General features: G+C 65.9%; 17 protein-coding genes and 1 tRNA gene. 6 read left to right on the top strand and 12 right to left on the bottom strand.

The window, feature by feature from the left end:
• Positions 1-17 precede the first annotated feature (17 nt).
• From CAL22_RS00715 to CAL22_RS00730, 4 genes are read right to left on the bottom strand one after another with little or no spacing between them, the layout of a single operon-like run.
• Positions 18-479: a nuclear transport factor 2 family protein gene (locus CAL22_RS00715; RefSeq protein WP_094809519.1), complete on the bottom strand. Its 462-nt coding sequence runs from the start codon at positions 477-479 to the stop codon at positions 18-20.
• Positions 480-491: 12 nt separating this feature from the next.
• A complete protein-coding gene (locus CAL22_RS00720; protein ID WP_094809521.1) occupies positions 492-923 on the bottom strand; it encodes a nuclear transport factor 2 family protein in 432 nt (143 codons plus the stop codon).
• A gap of 25 nt (positions 924-948) precedes the next feature.
• On the bottom strand, positions 949-1,974 hold the full coding sequence (locus tag CAL22_RS00725) for a DJ-1/PfpI family protein (RefSeq protein ID WP_094809523.1): 1,026 nt from the start codon (positions 1,972-1,974) through the stop codon (positions 949-951).
• A 53-nt stretch (positions 1,975-2,027) separates the two neighbouring features.
• Positions 2,028-2,618, bottom strand: a complete 591-nt coding sequence (locus CAL22_RS00730) for a glutathione binding-like protein (protein WP_094809525.1) — start codon at positions 2,616-2,618, stop codon at positions 2,028-2,030.
• Between the two features lie 493 nt (positions 2,619-3,111).
• Here CAL22_RS00730 and CAL22_RS00740 point away from each other — a divergent pair, with 493 nt between their 5' ends.
• The 3 genes from CAL22_RS00740 to CAL22_RS00750 all read left to right on the top strand — a co-directional run bounded on the left by CAL22_RS00740 (position 3,112) and on the right by CAL22_RS00750 (position 5,699).
• Entirely contained in the window at positions 3,112-3,714 is a 603-nt protein-coding gene (locus CAL22_RS00740) for a TetR/AcrR family transcriptional regulator (protein ID WP_094809529.1), read from the top strand.
• 97 nt (positions 3,715-3,811) lie between these two features.
• On the top strand, positions 3,812-4,507 hold the full coding sequence (locus tag CAL22_RS00745) for a type 1 glutamine amidotransferase domain-containing protein (protein WP_094809531.1): 696 nt from the start codon (positions 3,812-3,814) through the stop codon (positions 4,505-4,507).
• 211 nt (positions 4,508-4,718) lie between these two features.
• On the top strand, positions 4,719-5,699 hold the full coding sequence (locus CAL22_RS00750) for a helix-turn-helix domain-containing protein (RefSeq protein ID WP_167383522.1): 981 nt from the start codon (positions 4,719-4,721) through the stop codon (positions 5,697-5,699).
• Positions 5,700-5,814: 115 nt separating this feature from the next.
• Here CAL22_RS00750 and CAL22_RS00755 read toward each other — a convergent pair whose 3' ends face one another.
• Genes CAL22_RS00755 through CAL22_RS00770 form a run of 4 tightly spaced genes read right to left on the bottom strand, consistent with a single transcriptional unit; the run spans position 5,815 to position 10,298 of the window.
• Positions 5,815-6,492 (bottom strand): hypothetical protein, encoded by a 678-nt coding sequence (locus CAL22_RS00755; RefSeq protein ID WP_094809535.1) that lies wholly within the window; start codon positions 6,490-6,492, stop codon positions 5,815-5,817.
• Positions 6,493-6,528: 36 nt separating this feature from the next.
• On the bottom strand, positions 6,529-8,136 hold the full coding sequence (locus CAL22_RS00760) for a peptide chain release factor 3 (RefSeq protein WP_094809537.1): 1,608 nt from the start codon (positions 8,134-8,136) through the stop codon (positions 6,529-6,531).
• Between the two features lie 25 nt (positions 8,137-8,161).
• Positions 8,162-8,791, bottom strand: a complete 630-nt coding sequence (locus CAL22_RS00765) for a LysE family translocator (protein ID WP_094809539.1) — start codon at positions 8,789-8,791, stop codon at positions 8,162-8,164.
• A gap of 31 nt (positions 8,792-8,822) precedes the next feature.
• Positions 8,823-10,298 (bottom strand): DEAD/DEAH box helicase, encoded by a 1,476-nt coding sequence (locus tag CAL22_RS00770; protein WP_208621833.1) that lies wholly within the window; start codon positions 10,296-10,298, stop codon positions 8,823-8,825.
• Between the two features lie 267 nt (positions 10,299-10,565).
• On the opposite strand from CAL22_RS00770, the gene CAL22_RS00775 reads away from it, so the two are divergent.
• Positions 10,566-11,171 carry a LemA family protein gene (locus CAL22_RS00775; protein WP_094809541.1) on the top strand — a complete coding sequence of 202 codons (606 nt, stop codon included), beginning with the start codon at positions 10,566-10,568 and terminating at the stop codon, positions 11,169-11,171.
• Positions 11,152-12,057, top strand: a complete 906-nt coding sequence (locus CAL22_RS00780) for a TPM domain-containing protein (RefSeq protein ID WP_094809543.1) — start codon at positions 11,152-11,154, stop codon at positions 12,055-12,057. The genes CAL22_RS00775 and CAL22_RS00780 overlap by 20 nt, the downstream gene beginning before the upstream one ends.
• A 28-nt stretch (positions 12,058-12,085) precedes the next feature.
• Here CAL22_RS00780 and CAL22_RS00785 read toward each other — a convergent pair whose 3' ends face one another.
• From CAL22_RS00785 to CAL22_RS00800, 4 genes are all read right to left on the bottom strand, one after another.
• Positions 12,086-13,444 carry a GTPase/DUF3482 domain-containing protein gene (locus CAL22_RS00785; RefSeq protein WP_094809545.1) on the bottom strand — a complete coding sequence of 453 codons (1,359 nt, stop codon included), beginning with the start codon at positions 13,442-13,444 and terminating at the stop codon, positions 12,086-12,088.
• A complete protein-coding gene (locus CAL22_RS00790; RefSeq protein ID WP_094809547.1) occupies positions 13,437-14,813 on the bottom strand; it encodes a DUF2868 domain-containing protein in 1,377 nt (458 codons plus the stop codon). The genes CAL22_RS00785 and CAL22_RS00790 overlap by 8 nt, the downstream gene beginning before the upstream one ends.
• A complete protein-coding gene (locus CAL22_RS00795) occupies positions 14,810-15,163 on the bottom strand; it encodes a YkvA family protein (RefSeq protein ID WP_094809549.1) in 354 nt (117 codons plus the stop codon). Before CAL22_RS00795 ends, CAL22_RS00790 begins: the two co-directional genes overlap by 4 nt.
• 145 nt (positions 15,164-15,308) lie before the next feature.
• Positions 15,309-15,384 (bottom strand) — tRNA-Asn (locus tag CAL22_RS00800).
• A 167-nt stretch (positions 15,385-15,551) separates the two neighbouring features.
• On the opposite strand from CAL22_RS00800, the gene CAL22_RS00805 reads away from it, so the two are divergent.
• Positions 15,552-16,910, top strand: a complete 1,359-nt coding sequence (locus tag CAL22_RS00805) for an amidase (RefSeq protein WP_094809551.1) — start codon at positions 15,552-15,554, stop codon at positions 16,908-16,910.
• Positions 16,911-16,945 lie beyond the last annotated feature (35 nt).

Consider the following 16,945-nt stretch of genomic DNA (forward strand, 5'->3'; position numbering starts at 1 on the left):
TCTCCGCCTCTGGCAGGTCAGTCAACTTCAAAGTGGCCAAGCTGACGGTTCACGCCGGCGTTGTCCCAATAAGCCCGGATGTTGTCGATCAGGCCGTCTTCGTTTACGTGCAGAATGAACAGATGAGGCTCGGCGAAGTACTGGCCCTTGGAGCTGATGAAGCCCCAGGCCGACTCCTGAGTGCCGGTGATGTCGCAGGCGACCACGACATCGCCGTTGTCGTTGCCATCGATATGGAAGACCGTGTTGCCGAGATCGGGGAAGGCGTTGATCAGGCCGCTCCAGATAACGCGGCCCACGGTTTGCACTTTGCCGTCGCCGCGGACCACGCGCTGCTTGGCCCAGACTTCGAAGGGGATGTACTCGAAGTTAGCGTTATCGGTACAGAGTTCCGACATGCCGGGCACATCGTGGTCACGATAGCGATCGAAGAACTCGGTCACGATCTCGACGGGGGTTTGGGTGACAAGGGTGTTCATGGGAGGCTCCGGTCAAACGATCGTGACTTGATCCTGGCGTTTGACGGCCAGGCGACGATAGAGTTGGTTTTGACACCAGTAGGCATCGATGCCGATGATCTGGCCGTTGTCGACAGTGAAGCGCCAGGCGGTGTCGAGATCGAGGTGCTTTTCCTGGTTGATGGCGCCGAGAAAGTCCGCGGACTGCGTGCCTTCGAGCTTGAATTCGGCCAGCGCCACTTTCCCGGCTTCGATGACATTGCGCATCGTGATCAGCAAATCCGGAAAGGCGGTGACGATATCGGTGAGCAGTTGGCTGATCACGTCCTTGCTGCCTTCGCGCACTTGCAGCGGAAAGACCGTGATCTTGGCCTGGTCGGACACCAAGGCGAGCGCGGACGCGACGTCCTTGGCGCGAAACGCATTGAAGAAGGTTGCGACCGTCTGGCCGGAACTGTTGGACATGGAGTTTTCCTTGTGATCGGTAGGATCAGGCCGAAGCGGCGCGCAGCGCTTTGACGACGGCGTCGGCGGTCGCCTCGGTCGAGTTGGGGTTCTGGCCGGTGATCAGGTTGCGGTCTACGACGACGTGGGAGGCCCAGGCGTAGGGCGCATCGTCAAAGATGGCGCCTGCGTTTTGCAGCGCATCGGCGAGATACCAGGTCATGCCCAGTTGGCCGATGCGGTTCTGGTCTTCCTCGTCGTTCGTGTAGGAGGTCAGGCGGTAGCCTTCGAACATCCATTGGCCATCGGCGCGATCGGGTGCCGACAGCAGCATGGCCGGCCCGTGGCACAGCGAGGAGATGATCTTTCCGTCGTTGTGCAGAATGCGCAGCAGCCGGCTCACATCCGCGTTGTCGGGCAGGTCCACCATCGGGCCATGGCCGCCGGGGACGAACAGCGCATCGAACTGCGCCATCTGTTCGTCGCTCAGCGACGACAGCGCGATCGGGTTGTTGAAGCTCGCTATCGCGGCCAGCTTTGCGGCGCGTTCGTCGGCGATGGCTTGCGCGGCCGCGCGCAGTTCTTCGATGGCCGCGCGTATCGTGGCTTCCGGCAGCGCGCCATCGAGGCCCTCGCTGAGCATGACTTCGCTGAGCTGCCGCTTCTGGCGCCAGGCGATCTTCGCGGCTTTGCTCAGCAGCTGATGGGCTTCATCCGACGTTTTTCCGGCCTCCATCAGCAGCTTGGCGATACGCCGGGAGGCCATCAGCTCCTGTCCCGTCGTGTGGTGCAGGGTGATGCGGATGTCGTCGGGATCGTGATGGAAAGTGCGATACACCGAGGCGAAATAATCCCGGTCGATGTCCGGGTAGTGAAAAATATGCTCGAGGCCGTAAGGGTCGGGCACGGGCTTGTTGCCGTCGGGCGTGAGCACGACGACGTCAAAACCGGCGTCGACAAAGCGCTCATACGATTTGAGAGCCTCTTCGGCCCAGTAGCCAGTCGGGTGCGCCGAGGCCTCTTTCAGATCGATGGCGTTTGCGCTCGTCACGAGAAATGCGATGCGTGGCATTGGGTTTTCCTTCGAATGTACGGATCTGGTTTCGGCCGCGTCGCGTCCGGGGCTCAGCCTTCTTCGCGGCGCAAAGCCGCTTGGACGGCGGGTCGCGCCGCGACGCGCTCCAGCCACGCTTGCAGCCGTTCGAGTCCGGACAGATCCACGCCAACGGCATCGGCCCAGCTGGTGACGGCAAACAGGTAGGCGTCGGCCACGCCGAAGGTCTGGCCCGTGAGGTAGTCGCGGCCTTCGAGCTGGCCGTCGATCCATTCGTAGCGGGCGCGCAGTTTGGCGCGGGTCGCCTGCTGAAAGCCTTGCTCGGCGTCGGGTGAGAACAGGATGTAGTACACCGAGTGGAGCTCGCCGCCGATAAAGGCCAGCCACTGCCCCAACTGCGCGCGGCTCAACGCGTCATGGGTCTGCGCATTGTTCTGTTCGGACAGGAACTGCAGGATGGCCGGCGTTTCGTGCAGGCGCATGCCGTCATCGAGCTGGAGAACCGGCACATAGCCCAGCGCATTGATCGCGGTGTAATCGCTGCCGTCGCGCAGCTTGTGATCTTCGAGCGATACCTCGGCCAGTTCGAAATTGATGCCTGCTTCCTGCAGGGCGATGTGCGGTGCCAGTGAGCAGGAACCCGGGCTGTAGAAAAGCTTCATGAATATGTCTCGTGTTGTTGATCGTGTTGGAGATAGGCCTATGGCTGCGAAGTATTGATTCCGCGAGCACGGTCGCGTTAGCCAAAATCGGCATCAGCCTGCCTAGGGTTTTCCCCGCAGGGTTTGAGGCGCGCCTATGGCGCGGCCTCTTTGTGAGCAGTGCCGCGGCGCGGAATGGCGTGTGTGCGACACGCATGGCCAGCGTTGCGCGCACCGCGGCTTGCGCTGCGTAGCGCGTCGCGGCATGCGTGACACAACGCGAGGTTCGTGTGTGCGTCGTGGCCCTGCGATGCGATGAACTGCCGTGGCGAGCGATGGGCTTTCGCAGGGTGTGCACGCGAAGGGGGATGCGCGGTCCGGCGGGCGTGAGGGGCGAGAGCGAAACCGGTGATACGGGCGGATGTGGCAGATCCCGGCTCGCGGTCCGGCGAGGCCGGCGGGTGGTGCCGAAATTTTCCTAGACGACTGGTCTAGTCGTTGCTAGACTGCCCGCATGAACACTTCGACCCTTCGAAACAGCGACGCTCGCGCGAAGATCCTCGCCAATGGGCAGCGCATCATGGCCGGCAAAGGTTTTGCCGCCGTCGGCATCAATGAAATTCTGGTTGCCGCCGGCGTGCCGAAGGGGTCGTTCTATCACTACTTCGGCTCGAAAGACGCCTATGGCGAAGCCCTGCTCGAGAACTACTTCGAGGAGTATCTCGCGGGCCTGGAACAGACCTTGACCGCGCCCGGGCTGACCATGGCCGAGCGCCTGATGAATTACTGGCAGGAGTGGCAGGAGGTGCAGTCTTTTTCCGGCTGCCAGGGCAAATGCCTCACAGTCAAACTCGGCGCGGAAGTGGCAGATTTGTCCGAGGCCATGCGTCTGGCGCTCAAGCGGGGTTCGTCCAGCGTCATTGCCCGCCTGGCCCAGGCCATCGAGGCGGGCGCCCAGGAAGGCTCGCTGGTGGTCGATGGCACCGCCGACGAGATCGCGCAAACGCTTTATCAGCTATGGGTCGGCGCCAGTGTCATGGCGAAGATCGTCCGTAGTCCTCAACCCTTTGAATCGGCGTTGGCCGCAACCCGACTGACCTTGCATCTCCCTGCCTGAATCACGGCGGCGTGCGCACTTCCCTCGAGGTGCTTTTTTTATCGAAAAATTTATATACGACCGGTCTAATTTATTCTTTCAATGTGGAGTGACCCCAATGAAGATCCTGATGGTTTTGACCTCGCATGATCAGCTCGGCGATACCGGCCGGAAAACCGGTTTGTGGCTGGAAGAACTGGCCGCGCCCTACTACGCCTTCAAGGGGGCGGATGCACAGATCGTGCTGGCCTCGCCCAAAGGCGGCCGGGCGCCCATCGATCCTTTGAGCCAGGAGCCGCCCTTCCAGACCGAGGAAGGCCTGCGCTTCGAAGCCGACGGGCAGGCGATGGCCCAGCTGGCCAATACGCAGCGCCTGGACGCGCTGACGCTGGAAGATTTCGACGCCGTCTTTTACCCGGGCGGCCACGGCCCGCTGTGGGACTTGGCGGAGGACCCGCAGTCCATCGCACTGATCGAAACCTTTCTGGCGGCCGAGAAACCCGTTGCCCTGGTGTGCCATGGCCCCGGCGTGCTGCGGCATGTCAAAGCGCCGGACGGCAAGCCCTTGGTCCAGGGCCGCAAAGTGACCGGTTTTACCAACAGCGAAGAGGTCACCGCGGGCGCCACGGAGATCGTGCCCTTTTCGGTCGAGGACGAGCTCAAGGCCAAGGGTGCGGAGTTCACACGCGCCGCGGACTGGACGTCGCATGCCGTGCGTGACGGCCTGCTGATCACGGGGCAGAATCCTGCCTCTTCGCCCGCCACGGCCGCCTTGCTGCTCGAGCAACTGGCAGCCGCGCGCGGCAAGGCCTGAAGCCCGGCGGTGCGCAGGCTGACGAGGCATGCGCACCGCTGCGGCCGGCCCTGGGCAAGTGCAGTGACCGCAGAACGTAAGAATTGAGCCCGAGGCTCATGTGATAAGAATACGAACGGAGACAGCGATGAACCAACCCTTGTCACGTCCCAAGCAAGAGTCGGCATTGCCTGCAACAAATCATATTGTCCGAGCCACGTGTAGCGACGTCGTGGAGCAAGCCGACGCCCTGCCGTTCTGGCAGCAGGATTACACCCAGCTCAGCTCAGGCAGTTTCAGGGGGAGTGTCGAGAGCGTGTCGATGCGCAACCTGCAGGTGTTTCGCGAGACCATGAATCGCGCCGTCGACGAGCAAGCCTATGCACCGCAGGGCACCTATGTGGTGGGGGTTCCCTGTCTGGTCCAGGGCGAATCGCTCTGGAACAACCTGCATATGCCGCTCGATGCCGTCATCACGCTGGACGTGGGCACCACGTTGAGCTTCCGCACGGCCGAGGTCTCGGAAATCATGGCGGCGTCGATACGATCGAACATCATTGAAGCCTATGCCGAAACGGTCGAGGAGGTCGATTGGCGGGCGTTGCTGCGGGCCCGCGCGTCGGTCGAGCCCGTGCCCGCGGCGCAGGCCGAGCGCATGCGCTCGCGCTTTGCCAATGCCCTGAACAGCGTCGGTGCCCAGCAAGAGCAACTGCTTGAGTGCGGGCCCAGCGGCTACAGCCAGTTCGAGCTCGACATTCTCGCCTTGTGCGTCGATGCGATGATGGGTACCCGCGATCACCGGGCGGTGCGTCAAAGCAAAGTGCAGCGGTACATCGTGGACCGGGTGCGTGACTGTATCCTCGAACGGCCCGATGATCCGCCTTCCATCGGCGAGCTCTGCCTGATGTTGCGCATCAGCCGGCGCACGTTGAATCAGACTTTCCAGCATGCGCTGGGCGCCAATCCGGTCACCTATGCGCGCAATGTGCGGCTCAATCGCGTTCGCCGGGAGCTGTTGCACGCCACCCCGCAACAGGGAAACGTCTCGCAGATCGCCACCCGCTGGGGATTCGATCACATGGGCCGGTTCTCCAGCCATTACCGTGCGTTGTTCGGGGAGCTGCCTTCTGCGACCTTGATGCGTGACGCCCGCAGCAGCGCTGACGCGCCCGCCGTGGACCCCCTCACCTCGCTCTTGGTCATCGCACCCTAGCCCGCGTAGCTTGCGGCTGCCAGCGCCGGGGGGCGGGCCCGTCATGGGCACGCCAGGTATCCGGCGCGAAAAAAAACCCCTTTCATGCGAAAGGGGTTGGTCATGTGCGGTGGGCTTATTCGGGCCGGCGGGGGCAGTCGGCCGAGGTGCCCCAGGCGCGGTTGGGCGCACAGTACTTGTTGCGAGCGGTCCAGGAGCAGCTGGGCCGCTCGAAAAACCCCAGCGTGGCGCAATGATCGAGTTCGCTGCGCAATTGCTGTTGCCAGTTGGCCGGCGCGCGCGGTGCCTGCGTCTGGGGGGTGTTCAGGGCCACGGGCGGGTTGTCACGCGTTACGCCGGATTGCTGTACGGGTGGCGCGGCCGGCGGCGGAATGCCGGGGAGCGCGGTTTGTTGCAGATCCAGTGTCGAGACGTCCGAAGGCCCGTTGGGCAGAGGCACGTCCGAATCGGCGGCCAGTTCGCGCGCGCGATCCATGGAGATGCTGTCGCGCGAGAGCTGGACCGACGGGTCGGTATTGCTGTCAAACAGCGAGACGGTGTTGACGGCCCACTCGCGCGTGGCGGGCTGCTCGGGTACGCCGAGCGTGCCATCGGTACGCGGTTGGGGGGGCTGCGCGACATACGGACGCCCGTTGGCATCCAGGACCGCCTGATCCGCGTCGCCCTTATCCTGGCCGGGGGCCTCGCTGGCGGCGGGAGCGTGAGCCACCAGCCAATCTCCCAGCTGCACGCCGCCCCAGGCGGCGGCGGCCAGGGCGACCAGAAGCGTTGCGAACAATAAACGCCAAGACATTGCTAACCTCTTTTGCTCTGCGGTGTTTGACCGGGCTTAGGCTTTGTCTCCAAAAACCTTGCCACCATGCTCGCGCATGGCGTGGAATTTCACATCCGGATACAGTTCTTCAGCGACGCGCAACTGCGCCGGCGAGCCGATCAAGAAAGCCGCAGCATCGACCACATCATAGGCGATATGGGCGGCATTGGCATCCATGAACTTGCGCAGCGCTTTGGGATTGTCGGACGTGATCCAGCGCGCCATCGTATAGCGCGACGGCATCATCCGGGCTTCGACGCCGTACTCGGTTTTCAGGCGATGGGCGACGACTTCGAACTGCAGCTGGCCCACCGCGCCCAGCAGCAGCGAGCCGCCGGCCACCTCGGGGCGGAACACCTGAATTGCGCCTTCTTCGCCCAGTTGGGTCAGGCCGATGCGCAACTGCTTGGTGCGCAGCGGATCCTTGACCTCGACGGCCTGGAACAGCTCGGGCGCAAAGAAGGGCAGCCCGGTGAAATGCAGGGCTTCGCCCTCGGTGAGCACGTCGCCGAGTTGCAGCACGCCGTGGTTGGGGATGCCGATGACGTCGCCCGCATAGGCTTCGTCGAGCAGCTCACGCCGTTGCGACAGGAAGGACACCACGTTGTTGGGGCGCATTTCCTTGTTGGTGCGCACGACCTTCAGACGCATGCCGCGTTCGAAGCGGCCGGAGCTGACGCGCACGAAGGCCACCCGGTCGCGGTGCGCCGGATCCATATTGGCCTGCACCTTGAACACCACGCCGGTGAACTTGGGCTCCTCGGGGTGAACCTCGCGCTCCAGGGCCTGGCGTGAACCGGGTTGGGGCGCCAGCTCGACCAGGGCGTCGAGGACTTCCTGCACGCCGAAGTTATTGATGGCCGAGCCGAAGAACACCGGGGTCTGCTTGCCGGCCAGGAAGGCGGCATGGTCGAAGGCGGGGGCCGCTTCGTTGATCAGCTCGATCTCGCCGCTGGCCTGCGCGAACGCCTGGCCGAAGCGTTGCGAGATGTCGGGGTTGCTCAGGCCTTCGATGAATTCATCGTCGTCGCTGCGGCGCTCCTGGCCGGCGCGGAACAGGCGCATGCGGTCGCGGCGGATGTCGAACACGCCGCCGAAGGACTTGCCCATGCCGACGGGCCACGAGAACGGAACGGCGTCCATGCCCAGGTGCCCTTCGATCTCCGAGAGCAGTTCGAGCGGCTCGCGGACTTCGCGGTCCATCTTGTTGATGAAGGTGATGATGGGGGTATTGCGCGCGCGGCAGACCTGCAGCAGACGGATGGTCTGCGGCTCGACGCCGTTGGCCGCGTCGATCACCATGAGCGCGGCGTCGACGGCCGTGAGCACCCGGTAGGTGTCTTCGGAGAAGTCCTGGTGGCCCGGGGTGTCGAGCAGGTTGATGACGCAATCGCGATACTCCATCTGCATGACCGAAGAGGCCACGGAGATGCCGCGCTGCTTCTCGATTTCCATCCAGTCGGAGGAAGCGTGGCGGGACGCTTTGCGCGCCTTCACGCTGCCGGCGATCTGAATCGCGCCTGCGAACAGCAGGAGCTTTTCGGTCAGCGTGGTTTTCCCGGCGTCAGGGTGGGAAACGATGGCGAAGGTGCGTCGCCGCGCGACTTCTTGAGGAATGTTCATAGCGATGAGAGGGAGGCGCTCGCGATCAGGCGTGACGGCGGAAGGTCGCCAGGAAAACGCCTGCGATGATGAAGAGCGAACCGAAGACGCGGTTCATCCAGCGGATATGCCGGGCACTGCGCAACAGGCGCAGCACCTTGGCGGCCAGGAGGGTATAGAAGCCCATGGCCACCAGGTCGGTGAAGGCCAGGGTGCCGGCCAGCGCGGCGTACTGCGCGGTCAGCGGCTGGGTCGGGTCGACGAACTGCGGCACCACCGCGAGCAGGAACACCGTGCCCTTGGGGTTCATCGTGTTGATCAGAAATCCGCGCATGATGAGTTCACGGATCGAGGCCTTGCCAGGATCGCCGGTGTCCACGGCCACGGGGGCCGCGTCGGTGCGGATCTGGCGCAGGCCCAGATAGATCAGATACCCCACGCCCAGGTATTTGACGATCATGAAGGCCAGTTCCGAGGTCGCCAGCACGGCGCCCAGGCCGACCGCCACGACCAGGAACTGGAACAGGATCCCCATGATCAGACCGGCGGTATTCCAGTAGCCGCGCGCGAATCCGTACTTCAGGCCCGACGACATGGCCGAGATGGCGCCGGCGCCGGGCGAGAAGGAAATCGCCCAGGAGGCGAGGAAAAAGGTCAACCAGGTCGAGAGCATCATGGAGGGAGATCCTGCGGATTGCGAGCTGCGCTTACTTGCCGAGCAAAACACCGCGTGAAGGGCCATTGCCGCGGGCGGGGCGATGGCTGCCTTCGGGGCGGCGGGCCGGTTGCGCGCCAGCCGGCTTGGCCTGCCGGGGCGCCGCCGGCTGGGTGCCAGCGGGCTTGGCGGCGGCAGGCCGGGCTTCGGCGCTGCGGGCCGGGCGCGGCGCACGGGCTTCGCCGGACGGACGCGGATTGCGGCCGCCACCACGGTTGCCATTGCCATTGCTGCGGCCATTGCCGCCGCCGCGACCGTTGCGGCGGCCGAAACCGCGCTCTTCGTCGTCTTGCGGCTCGGCTTCGGCCACGACGCCCACCGGCGGCGTCCAGTCTTCGACCGTCTTGCGCTCGATGGTTTTCTTGATCAGGCGTTCGATGGCCTTGAGCAGCTTGATTTCGCTGTTGTCGACCAGCGAGACCGCCGCGCCGGTGGCTCCGGCCCGGCCGGTGCGGCCGATGCGGTGCACGTAGTCTTCGGGCACGTTGGGCAATTCGAAGTTGACCACCTGGGGCAATTGATCGATGTCCAGGCCGCGTGCGGCGATATCGGTGGCCACCAGGACGGCGACGCTGCCGTCCTTGAAGCCGGCCAGCGCGCGCGTGCGGGCCGACTGGCTCTTGTTGCCATGGATGGCGGCTGCCGACAGGCCGTCTTTGACGAGCTTTTCGGCCAGGCGGTTGGCGCCATGCTTGGTGCGGGTGAACACCAGCACCTGATGCCAGCCGCTTTCGCGGATCAGATGGCTGACCAGATCGCGCTTGTGCGCCTGGTCGACGATGTGCACCGTCTGGGTGACCAGTTCGGTGGCAGTGTTGCGCGGCGTGACGGACACTTCGCCCGGATTGTTGAGCACGCCCCGCGCCAGTTCGCGGATCTCATCGGAGAACGTGGCCGAAAAGAGCAGGTTCTGACGCGATTTGGGCAACAGCGCCAGCACCTTGCGGATGTCGCGGATAAAGCCCATGTCCAGCATGCGGTCGGCTTCATCGAGCACCAGGATTTCGACGCCGGACAGATCAACCGTCTTTTGGCCGGCATGATCCAGCAGCCGGCCCGGCGTGGCCACCAGGATGTCGACCGGCTTGCGCAGGGCCGAAATCTGGGGGTTGATGTTGACGCCACCGAACATGACCATCGAGGTCAGGCTGGTGTGCTTGCCGTAGACCTGCACGGATTCGGCCACCTGCGCGGTCAGTTCGCGCGTGGGGGTGAGGATGAGGCAGCGCGGGCGTCCAGCCTGGCGCTTGGCGGGCTTGGTCTGCGACAGCAGATGCAGAATCGGCAGCGTGAAGCCGGCCGTTTTGCCGGTGCCCGTCTGGGCAGCGGCCAGCAAATCGCCACCACGCAGCACCTGCGGGATGGCCTGAGCCTGAATAGGGGTGGGCGCGGTATAGCCGGTTTCGGCGATGGCACGCAAAAGGGAATCAGCCAGCCCGAGGTCGGCAAAAGAAGAAGAGGTAGTCAAAAACAACTCCAGCGGCAGCCTGTCGCTCAAGTTGAGAGACTCCAATCCAGGCGGACGAACGAGGAGGAAACAGAATAGGCGGGGCGGATGCCCAACCGGCGGCAGAGCGCCTTGTGACGTGTGCTGATTGGCAATGCACACCGGACGGGAGTGTAACCGATGCGTCCGTTGCTGATGGACTAAGCTGTAACAATCGCCGATACATTTGTATGCGCTATTGGTGCTGTAATCCGAATGAACTCACCGCGAGGTAACACTATGAGAAAGATGCGCTTGCTGGCCTGGACCTGGTTGATGTCGATGACGGTCCTGCTCTCCGGTTGTGGCTACAACAACATGCAGGCCGCCGATGAGCAGGTCAAGGCGGCGTGGTCGGAAGTCCTGAACCAATATCAGCGCCGCGCCGATCTCGTACCGCAGTTGGTCAAAGTGGCCGATGCCTACATGACGCATGAGCGCGAGGTGCTGACGCAGGTGACCGAAGCGCGCAGCAAGGTCGGCAGCGTGCAGATCACGGCCGAGCAACTGGAAGATCCGGCGGCCCTGCAACGCTTCCAGCAGGCGCAGAGCGCCCTGACCTCTTCGCTGTCGCGCCTGATCGCGGTCTCGGAAAACTATCCCCAGCTCAAGGCCGATGGCGTGTTCCGCGATCTGCAGGCCCAGCTCGAAGGGACCGAGAACCGCATCGCCGTGGCGCGTGGCCGCTATGTGCAGTCGGTTCAGGCTTACAACGTGTTGGTGCGTCAGTTCCCGGGCGTGATCACCGCCAAGATCTTCGGCTATGCGCCCAAGGCCAATTTCGGTGTCGAGAACGAAGCCGCGATCTCCAAGCCGCCCGAAGTGAAGTTCAGCAATGAATCCGGCAAGCAGTAAGCGCTGGCTGGCGGCGCTGGCCTGGGTCCTGGCCAGCCTGTTGTGCCTGGCCGCGCCGGCGCAGGCGCAGCAGGCCAAGGAGGTCGCCGTGCCCACGCTGACCAAGCGGGTCACCGATCTGACCGCCACGCTCGATGCCGCGCAGCAGACGGCGCTGGAGAGCAAGCTGGCGGCGCTGGAGCAGCGCAAGGGGGCGCAAGTCGCGGTGCTGATCGTGCCCACCACGGGGCCGGATACCGTCGAGCAGTTCGCCACGCGGGTGTTCGACAAATGGAAGCTCGGACGGCAGAAGGTCGATGACGGCATTTTGTTCGTCGTCGCCAAGAACGACCACGCGCTGCGCTTCGAAGTGGGGTATGGCCTGGAAGGCGCCGTGCCCGACGCCATGGCGGCGCGCATCATCCGCGAGCAGGTCGTGCCGCATTTCAAGCAAGACGACTACGCGGCGGGTATCGACGCGGGGGTGGATTCCCTGGTCAAGCTGATCGATGGCGAAGCCCTGCCCGCGCCGGTGGCCAACGCCGATTCCGGCTCGAGTTCGCACTCGAGCGGTTTCGAGTGGGGCGATCTGCTCGATGTGGGGCTGTTTCTGTTGGTGCTGTTGATCGCCGCGCCGCCCATCCTGGGCGCCGCGGTGGCCGGCGTGGCTGCCGGCGTCATGAGCGGCAGTCTGTTGATGGGCGGCATCGCCGCGGTCATCGTCGGCGGCTTGAGCTTTTTGCTGGGCGTGACCGGTCTGAAGAAATCCCTGGCCAGCCGTGGCGGCCGCGGTGGCGGCGGCGGATTCGGCGGCGGAGGGGGCTGGGGCGGCGGTGGCGGCGGGGGCGGAGGCTTCGGCGGCGGGGGCGGCAGTAGCGGCGGAGGCGGCGCCTCGGGACGCTGGTAGCGGCCCAGGCCTTGCCGCGGCGCCGGATCTAGCGCGCGGTCTGCGCCAGCGTGTCGGCCAGGCTGGCGAGTTGCTGTTTGCGCCGGTCGTCGTCGACATATCCCTCGGCCAGCGCCGACCACTCCGGCCGGCTGCGCGCTTCTTTGAGGGGGGCGGGCAAGGGCCCGCTTTGCCACTGCGCCGCCTGGGGCAGAACGATGGGCTCGCGGGCCGCATGCCCGCGCCGCTCGAGCGCTTCGATCAATTGCTGCTGGCGCAAGGCCAGCAACCGCAGTACGCCGTCATCCACGCTCAATTCGCGGTAGCCGCGCAATTTGCCCGACAGGCGCTTGCCCAGCCGGTCCACGCCTTGCCACAGCCCGCCCGCGGCCGCGCCGATCAGCATGCCCGTGCCCAGGCTCAGGCCGGCCGAGAGCAGGTCAACGGCGGCCCCGGCCATGGCGCCCGCCGCGGCCCCGACGCCCAGTTGCACGCCCATGTCCTTGAGCGCCTGGGGATGAAAGAGGTCCATGCCGAAGCGTTCGTTCTCCAGAGGCAGCGCATCGGCGCGGTAGTCGTGGCGATGAAAGTGATAGAGCGTGAGCAGCGCTTTGACGCAAGCCTGCTCCCTGCCCCGGATTTTGTCGCGCAGTAATGCTTGTGTCTGCGCCAGGGCTTGAGGCGGGCTTTGCAGATGCAGCGCGGCCGCATCGATCAGCAAGCCGGCCGCCAGCCGGTAGGCCGCCTGGCGGCGTGCGGCGCGTTCGCGGCCCAAGGCGCCGGACAACTCCGCCAGCATATCGGCGTGGCGGTCCAGCAAGACCGCCAGCCGGGCGTAGAGTTGCTGTTCGCCGTCCAGCGGCGGCGCGACGGTGTCGTACTCCAGCACGGCATGCAGGCCGAGACGGGACATGGCATCGCGCCACTGCGCGGCCCGATGCCCCGGGGCATGCACGAAGTTGAGCACCGGCAGCAGCGGGCGCGCGCAAGCGGCCAGCAGGGCCAGCTCGTCGCGATGTTTGCTCAGGACCGGATCGCGCGCGTCAATGACGTACAGGCCCGCGTCGCATTCCAGCAGCTTGTTCAATACGCGGGCTTCTTGCTCGTAACGGCCGTGGGCCTCGGGCGAATCCAGAAAACGCCGGATGCGCGCCGGGCCGTCGAGGCGCTCTGACAAGGGCGCGATATGGTCCAGATACTCCAGCAAGGCCACGCTGTCCTCCATGCCGGGCGTGTCGAACCATTCGATGCCGCCATGGCCGCGCAGCAGCGCGCTCTGGACATGGCGTGTGGTGCCGGCCGCGTCATCGACCTCGCCAAAGTCCGCATCGCGCGTGAGGGTACGCAGCAAGGAGGTTTTGCCGGTGTTGCTGTGGCCGACGACGGCAATGCGCAGCGCCTCACGCATCCGAACCTCGCTCCAGCCATTGCAGCGCCGGATCCTGCTGAGAGACAATGGCCGCGCCAGGCAGACCCGCGGCCTGCAGGCGGTCGCGCCATTGCGCCAGGCGTTCGCCCTCGCCCAGCAGCCAGATGCGGGTCTGGCCGGCATGGGCCGAGAGCGAGGCAATCAGCGCCAACGAGCCGCGGTCCGGCGTCTGGCTGGCATCGCAGGCCAGCAGCAGGCGCGAGGCCGGGCGGGCGGCCAGGCCATCCAGAAGCGCATTGCGTTGCTCGCGCGTGTCCAGATTGCCGGCATCGAAGACCGCCTCGGTGCCCGGCGCGGGCCGGGCCAGGTCTGCGGGCAGTTCCAGGCTGGCGTAGACCGGCCGGCCGTCGAGGGCGTTGCGATTGCTGATGCGGGGCGTATGCAGCGGGTCGGCCGGCCGGTCCACGCCGCTGGCGCGGGCCGTCGGCGTGAGCCGGTCGCGCAGCGCCGCGTAGCCAGGCAGGCTGGGGTCGATGCGCAACCGCGCCAGCGCGCGGGCGCTCATGGTCAGGCAGAGCAAGGCCGCCAGCAGGCGCGGCACGATGCCCCAGATGACCACCATGCCGATGAGCCACACCGACCATTGCACTTGCGCGGCGGCCGGTAGCACCTGCTGGCCATCGCTGGCGCGCACGATGGCCGGATCGGGCAGGCCGAAGCCGAACTGCGCCGGCAGCCAGCCAGCCCAGGCCGTCAGGCGCACGAAGGCTTCCGGCGAGAGCAAGGTGGTGGCCCAGATGAAGCGGTAGCTGGCGGTGGACAGAATGACGATGAGCGTGCCGAGCGCCGCGCACAAGGCGGCCAGCCACAGTAAATGGCTCACCGTGCCCAGCAGCCAGCGCAGCGCGCCGGCGCGCCCCAGCAGGTTGAGCAAGGCTTGCGGAATGAGGGCGCTGTCGGGGCCGCGCGCGAATTTCCGGGTGATCCACAGCCACAGCCGCCCCAGTCCCGAGGCGCGCGCGGCGGGCAGCATGAAGCTTGCCAGCCAGAGCAGAAACATCAGCCCATGCAGGCCCAGCAAGGCCCCCAGCGCCCACAGCACATTGACCGCGCGCGAGCCGTCGCCCAGTGCGCTCCAGGCCACGCCCGCGCCCGAGGCCAGGACGATGACCAGCAGCACCAGCAGGGCAAAGACGGCGCCTTGGCGCCAGCGGGTCAGCACGTCGTCGAGGTTTTCGCGCCGCGCCAGCAGCGTGGCGCGCACCAGGACACGGGTGCAGAAGTCGCCTTCGGTTTGCCGGGCGCGGCGGGCTTCGTCGCGGTCGTCGAGCGGACCCCAGTGTTCTTCGCGCAGGCGCAGGGCCTCCGCGAGCCATTGGGCCGTCAGGCCGCCGGGAGCCGGGCTCATCCGGCCGGGCCGAACCAGTTGTCCAGGCGTTGGCGCGCTTGCGCCTTGACCTGGTCATTGATGGTGAAGGCCACGGTGGCCAGGGCGGCGGTCATGACGGTCAGGTCATCGGTGTAGCCCACCAGTGGCGCGAAATCCGGGATGGCATCCAGCGGCAGGATGAAATAGCCGAGCGCGCCGTAGATGACGCGCCGCGCCCATTTGGGCGTGGCCGGATCTTGCAGCGCGAAGTACAGCCAGAGGGCTTTTTCGAGCACCTGGCGGCCGCCGGCCTTGGCGTGGCCGCCCAGCTTGTGCCAGAAACGGCGCTCGGAATAGGCGTTTTCGTAGGAGGTGGATGCCGAAGCCATATCGTTTCCCATGAAGAAGACCGCAGGCAGGCGCGGCGGTGGGCAGTGCGGATATAGACCCGGCTTCATTGTAGACGGTTCCCCCGCAGCGCCACGGCCGGCAAAGCAAAAGGCCCGCACAAAAGATGTGCGGGCCTTTGGAATTTGGCTCCCCGAGCTGGGCTCGAACCAGCGACCTGCGGATTAACAGTCCGTCGCTCTACCGACTGAGCTATCGGGGAAGAGGTAGAGGGGCGCAATTATGCACCAAAAAAAAAGCCCTCGCAAACCGCTTGGCGGCGCGCCCATGCCGTGCGTCTGGCAGGAAGGCAGGGAGCGCGGCGCTATCATGGGAAGACGGCCGGGGCGCGCGGAGTGCCCGCAGCTGAATCATCCGAGGATATCCGTCATGTTGCCCACTTTGCACGATCACATGGAGGCCCTGCGTTCGGGCCGCGTCAGCGCGCTGGAATTGGCCGAGGCCGCGCTGGCGCGCGCGCAGGATGCTGCCGGCGAAGGCGGGCGGGTCTTCACGCGCCTTTATCCGGAAGCCGCCAGAGCGCAGGCGCGCGCGGCCGACGCCTTGCGTGCCGCGGGTATCGAGCGCTCGCCCATCGACGGCCTGCCCATCAGCATCAAGGATTTGTTCGACGTGCGGGGCGAGACCACCCTGGCGGGCTCGGTGGCGCGCGAGGGCGAACCTGCCGCCGAGGCCGACTCCGATGTGGTGCGCCGCCTGGTCGCCGCCGGCGCGGTCATCGTCGGCAAAACCAATATGTCGGAGTTCGCTTACTCCGGCCTGGGCCTGAACCCGCATTACGGCACGCCGCGCAACCCCTGGGATCGGGCCACGGGCCGCATTCCGGGCGGCTCGTCATCGGGCGCGGCGGTCTCGGTGACCGACGGCATGGCCCTGGCCGCCATCGGTTCGGACACTGGCGGCTCGGTGCGCATTCCCGCCGCGCTGTGCGGCCTGACCGGCTTCAAGCCCAGTGCCTGGCGTGTCTCCATGGCCGGGGCGTTGCCGCTGTCCAGCAGCCTGGATTCCATCGGCCCGCTGGCATCCAGCGTGGCCTGTTGCGCCACACTGGATGCCATTCTGGCCGATGACACCGCCCGCCCGGCCGAGGCCCCGCCCTTGCGCGGCTTGCGGCTGGCCTTGCCCGTGACGGTCGCGCTCGACGGGCTGGACGACACCGTGGGGCGGGCCTTCGAGGCGGCGCTGTCGACGCTGTCGGCGGCCGGCGCGCTGATCGAACGCATCGAGGTGCCGGAGTTCGCCGAGCTGGCACAGATCAACGCCAAGGGCGGCTTTACCGCGTCGGAGGCCTATGCCTGGCATCGCGGCCTGCTCGCGCGCAAGGGAGATCGTTACGACCCGCGTGTGATCGCGCGCATCCTGCGCGGCAAAGATATGAGCGCGGCGGATTACATCGATCTGCTGCAGGCGCGCGAGACCTGGGTGGCGGGCGTGGATGCGCGCATCGCGCATTACGATGCGCTCATTCTGCCCACCGTCGCGGAGGTCGCGCCTGCCATCGCGCCGCTGGAGGCCTCCAACGACGCCTTCACGCGTATGAACCTGACCATGCTGCGCAACTGCACCTTTATCAATTTCCTCGATGGCTGCGCGTTGTCATTGCCCTGCCATGCGCCGGGCGGCGCGCCGGTGGGGCTGATGATCGCCGGCTCCAATGGTGCCGACCGCAGGATGCTGGCCATAGGCCTGGCCATCGAGGCCGCGTTGGCGGCGCGTCACGCAGGATGAGACCGCGGCGCCCGGCCGTGGACCGGGCGAGCCGC

The organism is Bordetella genomosp. 12 (assembly GCF_002261355.1).
In the GTDB taxonomy this organism is placed as follows: Bacteria; Pseudomonadota; Gammaproteobacteria; order Burkholderiales; family Burkholderiaceae_B; genus Bordetella.